General features: G+C 66.3%; 10 protein-coding genes. 9 read left to right on the top strand and 1 reads right to left on the bottom strand.

Annotated elements, in window-relative coordinates:
• The first annotated feature begins 141 nt into the window (after positions 1 to 141).
• From trpE to M622_RS31760, 8 genes are all read left to right on the top strand, one after another.
• Entirely contained in the window at positions 142 to 1,617 is a 1,476-nt protein-coding gene (gene trpE, locus M622_RS31795; RefSeq protein ID WP_021249711.1) for an anthranilate synthase component I, read from the top strand.
• Positions 1,618 to 1,627: 10 nt separating this feature from the next.
• Complete coding sequence (locus M622_RS31790; protein WP_021249710.1) at positions 1,628 to 2,215, top strand: aminodeoxychorismate/anthranilate synthase component II; 588 nt, start codon at positions 1,628 to 1,630, stop codon at positions 2,213 to 2,215.
• A gap of 14 nt (positions 2,216 to 2,229) precedes the next feature.
• The gene (gene trpD, locus M622_RS31785) at positions 2,230 to 3,276 is read left to right on the top strand and encodes an anthranilate phosphoribosyltransferase (RefSeq protein ID WP_021249709.1); all 1,047 of its coding nucleotides are present in this window, start codon (positions 2,230 to 2,232) and stop codon (positions 3,274 to 3,276) included.
• A complete protein-coding gene (gene trpC / locus M622_RS31780; RefSeq protein WP_021249708.1) occupies positions 3,273 to 4,070 on the top strand; it encodes an indole-3-glycerol phosphate synthase TrpC in 798 nt (265 codons plus the stop codon). Before trpD ends, trpC begins: the two co-directional genes overlap by 4 nt.
• Positions 4,071 to 4,232: 162 nt before the next feature.
• Positions 4,233 to 8,429 (top strand): translocation/assembly module TamB domain-containing protein, encoded by a 4,197-nt coding sequence (locus M622_RS31775; protein ID WP_245543070.1) that lies wholly within the window; start codon positions 4,233 to 4,235, stop codon positions 8,427 to 8,429.
• Positions 8,430 to 8,504: 75 nt separating this feature from the next.
• On the top strand, positions 8,505 to 9,071 hold the full coding sequence (gene msrA, locus M622_RS31770; RefSeq protein WP_021249706.1) for a peptide-methionine (S)-S-oxide reductase MsrA: 567 nt from the start codon (positions 8,505 to 8,507) through the stop codon (positions 9,069 to 9,071).
• A gap of 50 nt (positions 9,072 to 9,121) precedes the next feature.
• On the top strand, positions 9,122 to 9,466 hold the full coding sequence (locus tag M622_RS31765; RefSeq protein ID WP_021249705.1) for an FKBP-type peptidyl-prolyl cis-trans isomerase: 345 nt from the start codon (positions 9,122 to 9,124) through the stop codon (positions 9,464 to 9,466).
• A 126-nt stretch (positions 9,467 to 9,592) separates the two neighbouring features.
• Positions 9,593 to 10,051: an Lrp/AsnC family transcriptional regulator gene (locus M622_RS31760; RefSeq protein WP_021249704.1), complete on the top strand. Its 459-nt coding sequence runs from the start codon at positions 9,593 to 9,595 to the stop codon at positions 10,049 to 10,051.
• Between the two features lie 48 nt (positions 10,052 to 10,099).
• Here the strand turns inward: M622_RS31760 and M622_RS31755 are convergent, their stop codons facing one another.
• Entirely contained in the window at positions 10,100 to 11,440 is a 1,341-nt protein-coding gene (locus tag M622_RS31755; protein ID WP_031346986.1) for a sodium-dependent transporter, read from the bottom strand.
• 457 nt (positions 11,441 to 11,897) lie between these two features.
• Here M622_RS31755 and M622_RS31750 point away from each other — a divergent pair, with 457 nt between their 5' ends.
• Complete coding sequence (locus tag M622_RS31750; RefSeq protein WP_021249702.1) at positions 11,898 to 15,515, top strand: indolepyruvate ferredoxin oxidoreductase family protein; 3,618 nt, start codon at positions 11,898 to 11,900, stop codon at positions 15,513 to 15,515.
• Positions 15,516 to 15,560 lie beyond the last annotated feature (45 nt).

Genomic DNA, 15,560 nt, shown 5'->3' with positions numbered 1-15,560 from the left:
AGCCAGCCTCGCTGGGCGGTTGGCGCTGGCCTTTGGGCCACTGAACGCGACCTCCCCCGGCAGGCTCGGTGTACGCTCAGGCGCACACCTCGCTCGCCCGCTGCAGCACCCCCCGCTCGTATCGTTCCACGTGGAGCTCTCATGCTCGAACAAGAATTCAATGCCCTCGCCGCCGAGGGCTACAACCGCATCCCGGTCACGCTCGAGACCTTTGCCGATCTCGACACACCGCTCTCCATCTACCTGAAGCTCGCCAACGAGCCCTACACCTATCTGCTCGAATCGGTGCAGGGAGGTGAGCGCTTCGGGCGTTATTCCTTCATTGGCCTGGCTTCGCCGACGCGCATTGAAGTCTATGGGCGCTCGGCGCTGCTGCTCACCGGCAATCGCCTGGTCGAACGCCGCGACTACGGCGACCCGCTCAACTTCGTCGCCGAGTTCATGAACCGCATCAAGGTGCCGCCGCGCGAGCACCTGCCACGCTTTGCCGGTGGCCTGGTGGGCTGCTTCGCCTACGACACCGTGCGCTACGTTGAACCGCGGCTGGCGAAGACGGAAAAGGCCGACCCCATCGGCACGCCCGACATCCTGCTGCTGCTCTCGGAGGAGGTCGCCATCGTCGACAATCTCAGCGGCAAGCTCACTCTGGTCGTGTATGCCGAACCCGAGGTGCCGGGCGCGTTCAAGCGCGCCCAGCGCCGTCTGCGCGACTTGCTCGCACGCCTGCGCGCGCCGGTGCAGGTGCCCGCGGAGTGCAGTGGCGCGTCCGCACCCGCGGTGTCGAGCTTCGGCGAGGATGCCTTCAAGGATGCGGTGCGCCGCGCCAAGCAGTACATCGTCGATGGCGACGTCATGCAGGTGGTGCTGTCGCAGCGCATGAGCAAGCCTTTCGCGGCCAGCCCGCTCGCGCTCTACCGCGCGATCCGCTCGCTCAACCCCTCGCCCTACATGTTCTACTTCAACCTCGAGGACTTCCACGTCGTCGGTGCCTCGCCCGAGATCCTCACCCGGCTCGAGGATGAGCTCGTCACCGTGCGCCCGATCGCCGGCACGCGCAAGCGCGGCGCCACCGTGGCCGAGGATGTCGCGCTCGAACACGAATTGCTGGCCGACGCCAAGGAGATCGCCGAGCACGTGCAGCTGCTCGATCTTGGTCGCAACGACGCCGGCCGGGTGTCGCAGACCGGCACCGTCAAGGTCACCGAGCGCTTCAACATCGAGCGCTACTCGCACGTGATGCACATCGTCTCCAACGTCGAAGGCAAGCTCAAGGAAGGCCTCAATGCGCTCGCCGTGCTGCGCGCCACCTTTCCTGCAGGCACCGTGTCGGGTGCGCCCAAGGTGAGGGCGATGGAAATCATCGACGAGCTCGAGCCGGTCAAGCGTGGCATCTATGCCGGCGCGGTGGGCTATCTCGGCTTCCATGGCGACATGGACCTCGCCATCGCCATCCGCACTGCGGTCATCAAGGATGGACAGATCCACGTCCAGGCCGGCGCCGGCATCGTCGCCGACTCCGACCCCGATGCTGAATGGCAGGAAACCCAGAGCAAGGCGCGTGCAATGCTGCGTGCCGCCGAGATGGCCGAAGGCGGCCTGGACACCGTGGAGCAATGAGGGGCGCGACATGCTGCTGATGATCGACAACTACGACAGCTTCACCTACAACCTCGTGCAATATTTCGGCGAGCTGGGTGCGCAGGTGAAGGTGTTTCGCAATGATGAAATCACCCTCGAGCAGATCGAGGCCCTGCACCCCGCGCAGCTCGTCATCTCCCCCGGGCCGTGCTCGCCGGCCGAGGCGGGGGTGTCGGTGGCGGCGATCAAGGCCTTCGCCGGCAAGCTTCCCATTCTCGGCGTCTGCCTCGGCCACCAGAGTATCGCTGCGGCCTTTGGCGGGCGCATCGTGCATGCGCAAAAGCTCATGCACGGCAAGACCTCGCCGGTGCAGCACATCGACGTCGGCGTCTTCCGCGGTCTGCCCAATCCGCTCACGTGCACGCGCTACCACTCGCTGGCGATTGAACGTGCCAGCCTGCCTGACTGTCTGCAGATCACCGCCTGGACCGAGGACGGCGAGATCATGGGCGTGCGCCACAAGACGCTGGACATCGAGGGCGTGCAGTTTCACCCCGAATCGATCCTCACCGAACATGGCCATGACCTGCTGCGCAACTTTCTCGACCGTGGTGCGCACCTGCCCGCCGCCACCTGAGGCATGAAAACATGATGCATACCACGATCACTCCCCAGCAAGCCCTGCAACGCACGATCGAGCACCGCGAGATCTTCTTTGACGAGATGCTGTCGCTGATGCGCCAGATCATGGCGGGCGAGGTGTCGCCGGTCATGAGCGCCGCCATCCTCACCGGCCTGCGCGTGAAGAAGGAGACCATCAGCGAGATCACCGCCGCGGCCACCGTGATGCGCGAGATGTCGACCAAGGTTGAGGTCGCGCCGCCGCACGAGCACTTCCTCGATGTCGTCGGCACCGGCGGCGATGGCGCCAACACCTTCAACATTTCCACCACCACCATCTTCGTTGCCGCTGCAGCCGGTGCGCGGGTAGCCAAGCACGGCGGGCGCGGGGTGTCGTCCAGGTCGGGTGCTGCCGATGTGATCGAGGCGCTTGGCGTCAATCTCGATCTGACGCCAGCGCAGGTGGCCGAGTGCATCGAGGCTACCGGCATCGGTTTCATGTATGCCCCGGCGCACCACAGCGCGATGAAAAATGTCGCCGCCGTGCGCCGCGAGATGGGGGTGCGTACCCTGTTCAACATCCTCGGCCCGCTCACCAATCCGGCCAGTGCCCCCAATACCCTGATGGGTGTGTTCCACCCCGACCTGGTCGGCATCCAGGCGCGCGTCATGCAGCGTCTTGGCGCCAATCACGTGCTCGTCGTGCATGGGCTGGATGGCATGGACGAGGTCAGCCTGGGGGGTGCCACCCTGGTCGGTGAGCTCAAGAACGGTCAGGTCAGCGAGTACGAGATTCATCCTGAAGACTTCGACATCCCGATGGCCAGCAGCCGCAACCTGCGTGTGGAAGACGCCATCGAGTCGCGCACGATGCTGCTCGGGGTGCTCGACAATCAGCCTGGTCCGCCGCGCGACATCGTCGTGTTCAACGCGGGCGTGGCGCTGTACGCCGCCAATCTGGTCGATTCGATCGGCGACGGCATCGCGCGCGCACGCGAAGTCGTCGCCAGTGGTGCGGCCCGCGCCCGGCTGGACGAGTTCGTGCGTTTCACGCAGCAGTTCCGGAGCGCGCAATGAGCGATATCCTCAACAGGATCTGTGCGGTCAAGGTCGAGGAGGTCGCCGCCGCGCGGGCGGAGCAATCACTGGCCAGCGTCCGTCGCGAAGCCGAAGCCCAGCCTGGCGCACGTGATTTCGTCGCCGCGATCCGCGCCTGCCATGGCGCAGGGCGGCCGGCGGTGATCGCCGAGATCAAGAAGGCCAGCCCGTCCAAGGGCGTGATCCGGGCCGATTTTCATCCAGCCGATATCGCCCGCTCCTACGAGCGTGCGGGCGCGGCCTGCCTGTCGGTGCTGACCGACCGCCAGTTCTTCCAGGGCGCGCCCGAATACCTGCAGGCCGCCCGCGGCGCCTGCAGCCTGCCGGTGCTGCGCAAGGACTTTCTGGTCGACAGCTATCAGGTGTTCGAAGCGCGCGCGATGGGCGCGGATGCCATTTTGCTCATCGCCGCCTGCCTTGACAGCGCGCAGATGCGTGACATGGAACAGACCGCCTTCGCGCTCGGCATGGCGGTGCTGGTCGAGGTCCATGACGCTGACGAACTCGAGCGCGCGCTGCAGCTGCACACGCCGCTGATCGGCATCAACAACCGCAATCTGCGTACTTTCGAGGTCTCGCTGCAGACCACGCTCGACCTGCTGCCGCGCCTCGCCAGCGCCGGGGCGGGGCGCATCGTCGTCACCGAGTCAGGCATCCTCGGGGCGCAGGATGTGGCCTTGATGCGTGAGCATGGGGTGCAGACCTTCCTCGTTGGCGAAGCCTTCATGCGTGTGGATGAACCTGGTGAAGGCCTGCGTGCGCTGTTCGGCTGAAGGCGCGCAAGAGCTCGCGCCTGAGCGCGCGCGGTTGAGCCCTCAATGAGCGCGCAACAGGCCTCGAGCCCGCCACCCTCTGGGCCTGCACCCCGCCCTCAGTCGTCTTTGGCCAGGCGCGGCCGGGGCCTGGGGCTCAGGCTCCTGCTCGCGCTGGTGCTGATGCTCTGCCTCGTGCTCGGCAGCCTCGCCTGGCTGCTGGGGACACGCTCAGGGCTGGAGGCCGCGATTGCGCTGGGCACACGCGCGACTGACGGCGCGCTGCAGGTGGAGGGTGCGCAGGGGCGTTTGCTCGGGCCGCTACGGGCAGACCGGGTGCGCTATCACGATGCCGAGCTGCGCCTCGAGCTCGAGGCGGTGGAGCTGCTATGGCAGCCCGAGGCGCTGCTCGAACCGCGCCTGCTCATCGAACGTCTCGCCGTCGCCCGTATCGACTTCGCCCAGCGCCCCACCGACGAGCCTGCCGCGCCGCTGGTGCTGCCCGATCGCCTCGAGCTGCCGCTTGCGCTCGAAGTCAGTGAGCTCGAAGTGGGGCGCTTCACGCTCCACCCCTGGGCTCCTGAGCCGCTGCTGCCATCGGCCGCAGAATCCGGGTCGGCAGCGCTTGCGGATGCGTCCGCGGGCGCGGCGGTGATTGCCGACATCGCAGCCAGGCCCGATGAGGCAGCAGGCGTGGCGGAGGGCAGCGCTGATGCCGCCGAGCAGATGGTCGAGCGCGCCGCCGCAGAAGTGTTCTGGTTCTCCGATCTGCGTGCTGCCTTTGACAGCGACGGCCGCAGTCATAGTCTGCGCGAACTGGGCTTGAGCGTGGCCCAGGGTCGCGCCAGCGTGGAGGCGCGCGTTGAAGGCATCACCCCCTTCGCCCTTGCCGCCAGCGGCCGTTTCGATGGCGAGCTGGAGGGGCGGCCTTTGGAAGCGCGCTTCACCGCCTCGGAAACCGTGCTCAATCCGCATATTGACGCCCACGCCTTCTCTGATGGGCTTGAAGCGCACGCTGTGCTCGATGTCGCCCCCTTTGCTGATCAGCCGCTGCGTGCGCTCAAGCTCGAGGCCGGCGAAGTCGACCCGGCGGCTTTCGTCGAGGGCCTGCCGACTGCGGCGCTGTCGATTGAGGCCGAGCTTGCCGCTGCGGCGGATGGCAGCAATGTGCTGGCAGGGCCGTTTCGTATCCTCAACCAGAAACCGGCGGCGGTCGACGAGGGCGGCCTTCCGGTCCTCGCCTTCTCTGGCCGGCTCGACTGGCGCACGGATTCGATCGGCGTGCACGAACTCGACATCCGCCTGCCCGGCGACGGTCGCATTGGCGGCCAGCTCGCCTGGCGCCCGCCGCTGCCTGCTGCAGAAGGCGCGATCGACGCTGCGGTAGAGGCGAAGGGGGCGGAGGCGGTGGCCGGTAGCGACATCGGCCAGCTTGTCGCTGCGCTCGAGCTCGTCGGCATCGACACCCATGCCCTCGACAAGCGTCTGCCGCGCCAGAGCCTTGGCGGTCGCATCGACGCCGAGGCCGACGCGCAGCGTCAGCAGGCCGTGCTTGCACTCAAGCTCGGTGCGGCACGGGTCGATGCGCGCGTGGAGCTGATGACGGATGGCCCGGCTCAGCCCGGCACTGCAGTCGGCACCGAGCCCGGCCCGGATGCCGTTGCCAGCAAGGGCGCCGAGGCCGCGCAGGCGCCGATTGCTGGCGAGCCCGGGGGCGCGGCTACGCGGCGCCTGTCCGTGCATGCCAGGCTGCGCAACGTCGATCCGCGCGCCTTGCTGCCCGCCGCACCGCAGGCCAGCCTGAACCTCGATGTGGACGCGAGCGGTGAGCTCCCCGCGACCGGTTTGCCCTCCGCTTTGGAGCTCGACTTTCGCATTCCCGACAGCCGCATCGAAGGTCTCGCGCTCGCTGGCGAGGGCCGCGTGCGGCTAGAGGGCGAACGCCTGCCCGCGCTGAAGCTTGCCCTGCAGCTCGCCGGCAACACCCTCAGCGCCGAGGGCGCATGGGGGGCAAGAGGCGATGTCTTGCACCTGGCGCTCGATGCGCCGCATCTTGCCGCGCTCGGACATGAGCTGGGCGGCCGCGCCGGGGCCAGTGGTCAGCTGAGCGGGACCTTGGACGCGCCGACCGGTGAGTTGCAGTTTTTTGGCGAGGCGCTGCGCCTGCCGGGCAGCGTGCGTGTGCTCGGGCTCAACGGTGTCGCGCGCCTCGACGCTGGTGCCGATGGTCCATTCCAGCTCGCCGTCGGTCTGTCCGGACTGGGACCCATGGGCAAGGACGCCGATGGCGTCGCGCTGCCCGACTGGCTTGTGAGTGCACGCGTATCGGCGTCCGGCACTCGCGCGCGTCATGAGGTTGTGCTTGATCTCCTCACCCCGGCGCGCGACGAACTTGCCGACAGCCTGAGCCTGCGTCTGCAGGGCGGGCTGCTGGACGGTAGCGCGCAGGTCAGTGCGCGCAACACCGGCCCGCGCTGGCTGGGCGAGGTGCTGGCGCTGGAAACGGCGGGGCGTGTGGGCGCACGCCTGCAGGCGCCGGCGCGGCTTGCGTTGTCGCCGTCCGCCGTCAGTCTGGGCGTGGCCGAAATCGTGGTGGAGGAGCAGGGCCGGGTGCAGCTGCAGGAAACCACCTGGTCGCCGCAGCGCAGCGTCGTGCGTGGATCCCTGACCGGTCTGGGCCTTGCTGCGGGCAGTGGTCGCGAACGCCCCGCCAATGCACAGGCTCGGCGCGCGCCAGATCAATTGATGCTGGGGGCCGAGTGGGATATCAGCGTGGGTGAAACCCTGGACGGGCAGTTGCGTGTGTTTCGCGAGTCGGGTGATCTCACGCTGGAGGGCGAAATCCGCACCCGGCTCGGCCTCGAGGCGCTGGAGGCGGTGGTGAATGCACGCGGTGATCGGCTCACGCTCACTGTAGATGCGCGCGGCAGCGAGTTTGGCAGGGTGCACGCCAACGCCAGTGTGCGTGCACGGCGAGGGGTTGGCGGCATGTGGTCATTGCCTGCCGATAGCGCGCTGCTGGGTGCGGCGACGCTCGACATGCCTTCCATCACCTGGCTCGGCCGCCTGCTGCGCGAGAACGTCGAAACCGCTGGCAGCCTGCACGGTCGCGTCAGCCTTGGCGGCACCCTGGAAGCGCCACTTGCCTCCGGTCAGCTTACCGGGGAGGCGCTGCAGGTGGCGCTCGTGGACCAGGGTCTGATCCTGTCGGGGGGCGAGTTTCGTGTCAGCTTCGATCACGATCGTGTACGCCTCGAACGCCTGGCCTTCGTGTCGCCCAATCGTGTACGTCCGCGCGAAGCTCGCATTCCTTTCGACAGCCTGACCGCCACGCCCGGCCAGCTCACGGCCAGCGGTGAAGTCTGGCTCGATAGTGGCGCGGGGGACTTCAGCTTCCGCGCCGAGCGCCTGCCGCTGCTGCAGCGCGAAGACCGCTGGATGATCCTGTCGGGCGAAGGCTCCGCGCGCAGCACCTGGAGCTCGCTGGCGCTCAATGCCGATTTTCGTGCCGACGCCGGTTATATCGAGTTTGCCGAAACGCTGGCCCCCAGCCTGTCGGACGATGTCGTCGTGCTGGGCCGTGAACAGGCGCCAGGCGGCGCGTTTGCCGTCTCCGCCGATGTGAGCGTGAGCCTGGGTGACGCGCTCTATCTGTCGGCGATGGGTCTAGAGACCCGGCTGGCCGGTGAGTTGAAGCTGCGGCTGCGCCCTGAACACCCCTTGTCGGCGGTGGGAACGATAGCCACTGTCGGCGGCAGCTACCGTGGCTATGGACAGAGCCTGAGCATCGAGCGCGGGGTGGTGAATTTCCAGGGCTCGCTCGATGCCCCCGGGCTCAATATCGTCGCCTTGCGCAAGGGCTTGCCGGTGGAGGCCGGCGTCAGCGTCAGCGGCAGCGCAAAGAGACCGCAAGTGCGATTGGTTTCCGAACCCAAGGTTCCTGACCCAGAAAAGCTGTCCTGGATCGTGCTTGGCCGCGCCCCGGACGCAGGCGCGGGCGCTGACCTTGGTCTGTTGTTGCCCGCGGCCCAGGCCTTGCTGGGCGGTCCAGGTGGGGGTATGACCGATGAACTGTCGCGCAGCCTGGGCTTTGACAGCTTCTCGATCGGTCAGGGTGAGCTCAACAGCAGCTCGCGCAGCGCCTCCAGTCGTGTGGTCGGCGGGGGTTCGACGATCTCCAATGGCCCGTCGGTAAGCAGCCAGGTGCTGAGCGTGGGCAAGCGTCTGGACACCGACCTGTTTCTGTCCTTCGAGCAAAGCCTCGGTGGCGCAGAGACCCTGGTCAAGCTCAGCTACCAGTTGTCGCGTCGGCTGTCGCTGATTGCGCGTGGCGGCACCGACAACGCGCTCGATCTCCAGTACAGCTTTTCCTGGCGCTGAGTGCGGATAGTGGGGAATGAATGTGGGGTGCCGGGGTCATCAGGTTCGGACAGACAAAAACGGAGCGCCATCGTGATGACTGACACAAAGCTGAGCCCTGCACTTGAAAGCGCCATTCTGGGCGGCGGCTGCTTCTGGTGCCTGGAGGCTGTTTTCCTGCGCGTCGAGGGCGTGCACGCCGTCAAGTCCGGTTATTGTGGCGGCGCGCTCGAGTTCCCGAGCTACCGCCAGGTGTGCTCGGGCGCCAGCGGCCATGCCGAGGTGGTGAAGATCGACTTCGATCCGGCAGTGGTGAGCTATCGTGCCCTGCTGGAGATCTTCTTCACCATTCACGATCCGACCACGCCTGACCGCCAGGGCAATGATGTCGGCTCACAGTATCGCTCGGTGATCTTTGCCACCAGCGCGGCCCAACTGGAGAGCGCACGGGCGCTGATCAAGGAGATGGGTGCGTCGGGGGTCTTTCCCGCGCCCATCGTTACCCAGGTCGAGCCTGCTCCCACCTTCTGGCCAGCCGAGGCCGAGCACCACGACTATTACACGCACAACAGTAATCAGCCCTACTGCCAGTATGTGGTCGCACCCAAGGTGGCGAAGTTCCACGCCCGCTTTGGCGAGCTTCGCCGCCGCGACGACAGGTAGAATCCACTGCCTTACCTTTTTCGCTTCCTTACCCCTCGCAGGAGAAACGCATGACCCAGAGCACCCCGGCCAACGGCCTCGTGATCGACGAAATCGAAGTTGGCAGCGGCGAAATCGCCGTCAAGGGCAGGATGGTGTCGGTGCATTACACCGGCTGGCTGACCGATGGCACGAAGTTCGACTCCTCAAAGGACCGCAATGACCCCTTCAACTTCCCTCTGGGTGCGGGTCATGTCATCCGTGGCTGGGATGAAGGCGTGCAAGGCATGCAGGAAGGCGGCAAGCGCAAGCTGACCATCCCGCCCGAGCTCGGCTATGGTGCCCGTGGTGCCGGTGGCGTGATCCCGCCCAATGCCACCCTGACCTTTGAAGTCGAACTGCTGAAGGTGCTGTAAGCCTGCCTCGCGGCCGCCGCCTTGCGGGCGGTGACCGCCAGGGTGGTGGTCGCCGGGGAGGCTCCCGCAAGGAGCTGGCCCTGGCAATGACAAGACATCACGCCGTAGCCACAGAAGGCGGGAGACATGAAACTCGACCCGGTCCAGCGCACCATCCTGAACTTGCTGCAGAAGGACTCGACGCTCAGCACTCAGGTCCTGTCCGAGAGGGTCGGCATGTCCGCGACGCCGTGCTGGCGACGTGTACGCGAAATGGAGGAGGCGGGCGTCATCCGCGGCTACGTGGCACTCGTCGATCGGCATAAGGTCGGGCTCGGCACCTGTGTATGGGTGCGGGTGAAGCTGAAGCGGCACGGCGCCGACGTGCTCGAGCGCTTCGAACGCGAGGTCAAGGGCTGTGAGCAGGTCGTGGAGTGCTACGAGGTGTTGGGCGAGACCGATTGCCTGCTCAAGCTCTACCTGCCGAACCTCGAGGCGCTGTCGGTGTTCATGCACGACTTTCTGCTCAAGATTCCCGAGATCGACGTCACCCATTCCGCGGTGGCGTTGCGTGAGATAAAGAACGAAACGGCTCTGCCGCTGTGAGCGGACAGGGCCGTCCGGCACACTGGCCGACGAGGGCCGACGGCCCGCCTACAGGTTGTTCCAGAACACGTACAGCACCCCGATGGGGGCGATATAGCGTGACAGCAGGGTCCAGATCGCAAAGCCGGTGTCGCCCAGGCGCAGCTCCCGCTTCACGCTCGTCTGCTCCAGCTTCCAGGCGGCAAACACGATTGCACCCAGGCCGGCCAGCGGTAGCATGAACTTGCTGGTGAGGTAGTCGAGCAGGTCGAAGATGTTCAGCCCCGCTAGCTTGACCTCACTCCACAGGTTGAAGGACAGCAGCGCGGAGATGCCCAGCGCCCAGATCGTCACGCCTGCGACCAGGGTCGCGCCGACGCGGGTGAGCGCCGTGCGCTCCTCCAGCAACTCCACCACCGGCTCCAGCAGCGAGATCGACGAGGTCAGTGCAGCGAAGCTCAGCAGCAGGAAGAACAGGGTGCCCAGCACCAGTCCGCCGCTGATGTTGCCGAAGGCGAGCGGCAAGGTCACGAACACCAGGCCCGGGCCGGCGGCGGGGTCCAGACCGTTGGCGAACACGATAGGGAAGATGGCCATGCCGGCACACAGGGCAAAGATCGTATCCATCAGGACCACGGTGCGCGCGGCGCGCAGCAGGTTCACCTCTTCGCCCAGATAAGAACCGTAGGCCATCATGATCCCCATGCCCAGTGACAGGGTGAAGAAGGCATGGCCGAGTGCGGCGAGCAGCACGGTGCCGTCGAGCTTGCTCCAGTCGGGATTGAACAGATAGCTCGCAGCCGCACCGAAGCTGCCGGTGGTCGCACCATAGCCGACGAGCACGATCAGGATCAGGCCCAGCGCCGGCATCAGCAGCTTGGAGCCCCGCTCCAGCCCCTTCGAGACCCCCATCGCCACGATCGCGATCGTCAATGCCATGAACAGCGAGTGCCAGCCGAACAGTTCCAGCGGCCGGGCGAGGAAGCCCTCGAAGGCGGCACCGATGGCGCCCTTGTCAAGCCCGGTGAATGAGCCTGTCAGTGCGTCTCGCACATAGGCCAGTGACCAGCCGCCGATCACCGAATAGAAGGACAGGATGAGAAAGGCGGCGAGCACGCCGATGCCCCCCACCAAGGCCCAACTGCGATGATGGCCGTGCTCACGTGCCAGCTGCGCCATGGTGTTGATCGGGTTCTTCTGGCCGCGCCGGCCTATCATCCATTCAGCCACCAGGATGGGCACCCCGATCAGGGCGATGCACACAAGGTATACCAGCACGAAGGCGGCGCCGCCGCTCTGGCCCACCATGTAGGGGAACTTCCAGATGTTGCCAAGGCCGACGGCCGAGCCGGTCGCGGCAAGGACGAAGCCCATCCGCGAAGACCATTGGGCATGCGTGGTGGCGCTCATGTCATCGCCCCTTGCATGGGGTAGGGAAGGCGCAGGCCGGGTGTCGCGGCAGGCCGGAGGTGGCGGTTTGGATCACGGTAGTCTCCTCGTTCTGTATCTGCGCTCGTGGCGCGGCGGAACAAAAAAGCGGGCAGTTTAGCTGTGCCCTCGGCGTTTGTGCGGCTCGGGCATGGTTTCGACTGCGGGCTTGATCGCCCCTGTTCTTATGGTGCCGGGTAGCGGATGGCTTCCGTCGGACGCGGTGAATAGTAATCGTGATGTGCGAAATAGTTTTTCTTATGTTGGTCGTGGAGGCCGTCAAAAAGGAAAAATTTTCCCCTCGTGCTCCGTAGCATGCGAACCGTTGTCCGCCGCCCCGGACGCCCAAGCAAACCCATCACTGAAGGAGACAACGCCGGCTTGCGACCCCTTGGCGCCAACCGCGACAACGGGGTGGCAGGTGGCAGTTCACACCACCATGTCGAACACCTTGCACAACGTCAGCCTCGACGACAAATACACCCTCAAGACGGGTCGCGCCTGGATGACCGGCATCCAGGCCCTGGTGCGCCTGCCCATGATCCAGAAGCTGCGAGACGAAGCGGCCGGCCTGAATACGGCCGGCTTCGTCACCGGCTATCGCGGCTCGCCGCTGGGCAACGTCGACCAGGAGTTCTGGAAGGCGAAGAAATTCCTCGAGCCCATGCAGATCCGCTTTCAGCCCGGCCTCAACGAAGACCTTGCCGCAACCGCGGTGTGGGGCACGCAGCAACTCGAGCTCGACCCCAAGGCCAACTACGACGGCGTGTTCTCGATCTGGTATGGCAAGGGGCCGGGTGTGGACCGCAGCGGCGACGTGCTGCGTCATGCCAATGCCGCCGGCACCTCGAAGCATGGAGGTGTGCTGGTGATCGCCGGCGATGACCATGCAGCCAAGTCCTCGACCTTGCCGCACCAGACCGAGCACGTCTTCAAGGCCCTGATGATGCCGGTACTGGCGCCTGCCGGCATCCAGGAGTACCTGGAATATGGTGTGCACGGCTTCGCGCTGTCGCGCTATTCGGGCTGCTGGGTGGCGTTCAAGGCGCTGACCGATACGGTGGAGACCTCCTCCTCGGTGGAGGTCGATCCGTTCCGGGTGGAGACCGTGATCCCGTCGGCGGAGGACTTCCCGCTACCGGCCGATGGCCTCAACCTGCGCTGGCCCGATCCGCCGCTGGTGCAGGAAAAGCGCCTGCTGCACCACAAGCTGTACGCCGCACTCGCCTATTGCCGTGTGAACAGGCTCAACCGCACGGTGATCGACAGCTCCACTGCCCGGCTTGGCATCATCACCAGCGGCAAGAGCTATCTCGACGTGCGCCAGGCGCTCGACGACCTCGGCATCGATGAAGCCACCGCCTCGGCGATCGGCCTGCGTGTGTACAAGGTCGGCATGGTGTGGCCGCTCGAGGCCGAAGGCGTGCGGCAGTTCGCCGACGGGCTGGAGGAGGTTCTGGTCATCGAGGAGAAGCGTCAGTTCCTCGAGTATCAGCTGAAGGAAGAGCTCTACAACTGGAAGGAGGCGGTACGTCCGCGCGTCATCGGCAAGTTCGATGAGAAGGGCGAGTGGGCCTTACCCGCTGAAAACGGGTCCAGGATGCCGCATGGCGAATGGCTGCTGCCTGCGGCCGGCGAGCTCACTCCGGCGATGATTGCGCGTGCGATCGCCGGCCGCATCGCGCGCTTCCACACCTCCGAGCGCATCAAGGCGCGGCTTGCCTTCATCGAGGCCAAGGAAGCCGCGCTCGCCAGACCACGGCTGTCGATCGAGCGCGTGCCGCACTACTGCTCGGGCTGTCCGCACAATACGTCGACCAAGGTGCCGGAAGGTTCGCGCGCCATCGCCGGTATCGGTTGCCACTACATGGCGACCTGGTTGTCGCCCGAGCACACCCAGACTTTCTGTCAGATGGGCGGCGAGGGCGTGCCCTGGGTGGGCCAGGCCCCCTTCACCCGCACGCCCCATGTGTTCGCCAATCTCGGCGACGGCACCTACATGCACTCGGGCATCCTCGCCATCCGCGCGGCGGTGGCGGCCAAGGTGAACATCACCTACAAGATCCTCTACAACGACGCGGTGGCCATGACCGGAGGCCAGCCGCACGACGGCGCCCTGTCGGTGCCTATCATCGCCCGTCAATTGCTCGCCGAAGGCGTTGGCACCGTGGTCGTGGTCAACGACGGCACGTCGCGCGCCTACGGTCCGGCCGATCTACCGCACGGTGTGCCGGTGCGCCACCGTGACGAGCTCGACGCGGTGCAGCGCGAGCTGCGCACGACGCCGTCGGTGACTGCGATCATTTACGACCAGACCTGCGCCGCGGAGAAGCGCCGCCGCCGCAAGCGCGGCAAGTTTCCCGACCCTGCCAAGCGCGTCGTCATCAACGACCTGGTGTGCGAAGGCTGTGGCGACTGCAGCGAAAAATCGAACTGCATGTCGGTGGCGTCGGTCGACACCGAGTTCGGTCGCAAGCGCTTCATCGACCAGTCCTCATGCAACAAGGATTACTCCTGCGTGAACGGCTTCTGCCCGAGTTTCGTCACCGTCGAGGGCGGCAAGCTGAGGAAGGGCAAGGCCAGCGGAGCGAGCGCACCTGACCAGCTTGCTGCTGCACTGCCCGAGCCACAGCTGCCCGACACCGCTGCGCCCTGGGGCATCCTCATCACTGGCGTCGGCGGTACCGGTGTGGTCACCATCGGCGCCCTGCTGGGCATGGCAGCACACCTGGAAGGCAAGGGCATCTCGGTGCTGGACATGGCCGGTCTGGCGCAGAAGGGGGGCGCAGTGTGGTCGCACGTGCGCATCGCCGACCGCCCCGAGCAGCTCCACGCCGCCCGGGTTGCCGCCGGTGAAGCCAATGCGGTGATCGGCTGCGACCTGGTGGTGGCCGCCAGCGACGAGTCGCTGGCCAAGATGCAGAAAGGTCTCACCCGCGTCGTCATCAATCGCGCCCAGAGCAACACCAGCGAGTTCGTGCGCGGCTTCGCCGCCCAGGCGCGCAGCGGCGACGTGGGTGCCAGCCCGGATCCGCAGTTCCCGGCGCGGGCGATGGAGGCGCAGATCGTGGACGCGGTGGGCGCTGAGTGTGCCGAGTTCCTCGACGCCACCGAGCTCGCCACCGAGCTGCTCGGCGACTCGATCGCCACCAACCTGTTCATGCTCGGCTACGCCTGGCAGCGCGGCCTGGTGCCACTGTCGCGGCAGGCCATCGAGCGTGCGATCGAGATCAATGGCACTGCGATCGAGGCCAACAAGGCCGCCTTGCTGTGGGGCCGCCGTGCCGCAGTGGACCTGAAAGGGGTCGTCGAGGCGGCCAGGCCCCAGTTCGGCACGCCGGAACACCACAAGTTGTCGACCAGCGTCGATGAGCTCATCGCGCGCCGCAAGGCCCAACTCACCGACTACCAGGACGCAGCCTACGCCGAGCGCTACGCCAGGCTGGTCGAGCGCGTGCGGGCGGCTGAAGCGAAGCTCGCTCCTGGAATCACCCTGCTCACCGAGGCGGTGGCACGCGGCTACCATAAGCTGCTCGCCTACAAGGACGAGTACGAGGTGGCACGGCTGTATACCGACAGCGACTTCCTGAAGCGCGTCGAGGAGCAGTTCGAGGGCGCCTACAAGCTCGTCTTCCACCTCGCGCCACCGGCCCTGGCTGACAGGGATGTGCACAGCGGCGAGTTGCAGAAGAAGGAATACGGCCCGTGGATGCTGAAGGCGATGCGCGTGCTGACGAAGTTCCGCCACCTGCGCGGCTCGGTACTTGATCCCTTTGCCCGCAGCCATGATCGCAAGCTCGACCGCGAGCTGATCGCCGACTACGAGCGCATCGTCGACGAGATCCTGGCCCATCTCGACCCGGCCAGCCACGAGGCAGCGATCGAACTGGCTGCGATTCCCGAGCAGATCCGCGGCTTCGGCCACGTCCGCGAGCGCTATCTTGCCAGCGCTCGCAAGCGCCAGGCGAGCCTGCTCGAGGATCTCCGCCAGCGCCGTGCGCCGAGTGCGGCGCTGGCGACCAAGGCGCGCACGACGATCGCGATCATCCCGGGCTGAGCCTCATGCCCTTGCTTACCCCATTGCGCATCATCCCCGTTGCCC

The sequence above is a fragment of the Thauera terpenica 58Eu genome, assembly GCF_000443165.1.
GTDB classification, from domain to species: domain Bacteria; phylum Pseudomonadota; class Gammaproteobacteria; order Burkholderiales; family Rhodocyclaceae; genus Thauera; species Thauera terpenica.
Note: the sequence above shows the minus strand (reverse complement) of the source record. Positions and strands in the feature narration are given on the sequence as shown.

Excerpts from the sequence above, each read along its gene's own strand:
- trpE (WP_021249711.1), top strand. The coding sequence starts at position 142 with ATGCTCGAACAAGAATTCAATGCCCTCGCCGCCGAGGGCTACAACCGC.
- M622_RS31790 (WP_021249710.1), top strand. The coding sequence starts at position 1,628 with ATGCTGCTGATGATCGACAACTACGACAGCTTCACCTACAACCTCGTG.
- trpD (WP_021249709.1), top strand. The coding sequence starts at position 2,230 with ATGCATACCACGATCACTCCCCAGCAAGCCCTGCAACGCACGATCGAG.
- trpC (WP_021249708.1), top strand. The coding sequence starts at position 3,273 with ATGAGCGATATCCTCAACAGGATCTGTGCGGTCAAGGTCGAGGAGGTC.
- M622_RS31775 (WP_245543070.1), top strand. The coding sequence starts at position 4,233 with ATGCTCTGCCTCGTGCTCGGCAGCCTCGCCTGGCTGCTGGGGACACGC.
- msrA (WP_021249706.1), top strand. The coding sequence starts at position 8,505 with ATGACTGACACAAAGCTGAGCCCTGCACTTGAAAGCGCCATTCTGGGC.
- M622_RS31765 (WP_021249705.1), top strand. The coding sequence starts at position 9,122 with ATGACCCAGAGCACCCCGGCCAACGGCCTCGTGATCGACGAAATCGAA.
- M622_RS31760 (WP_021249704.1), top strand. The coding sequence starts at position 9,593 with ATGAAACTCGACCCGGTCCAGCGCACCATCCTGAACTTGCTGCAGAAG.
- M622_RS31755 (WP_031346986.1), bottom strand. The coding sequence starts at position 11,440 with ATGAGCGCCACCACGCATGCCCAATGGTCTTCGCGGATGGGCTTCGTC.
- M622_RS31750 (WP_021249702.1), top strand. The coding sequence starts at position 11,898 with ATGTCGAACACCTTGCACAACGTCAGCCTCGACGACAAATACACCCTC.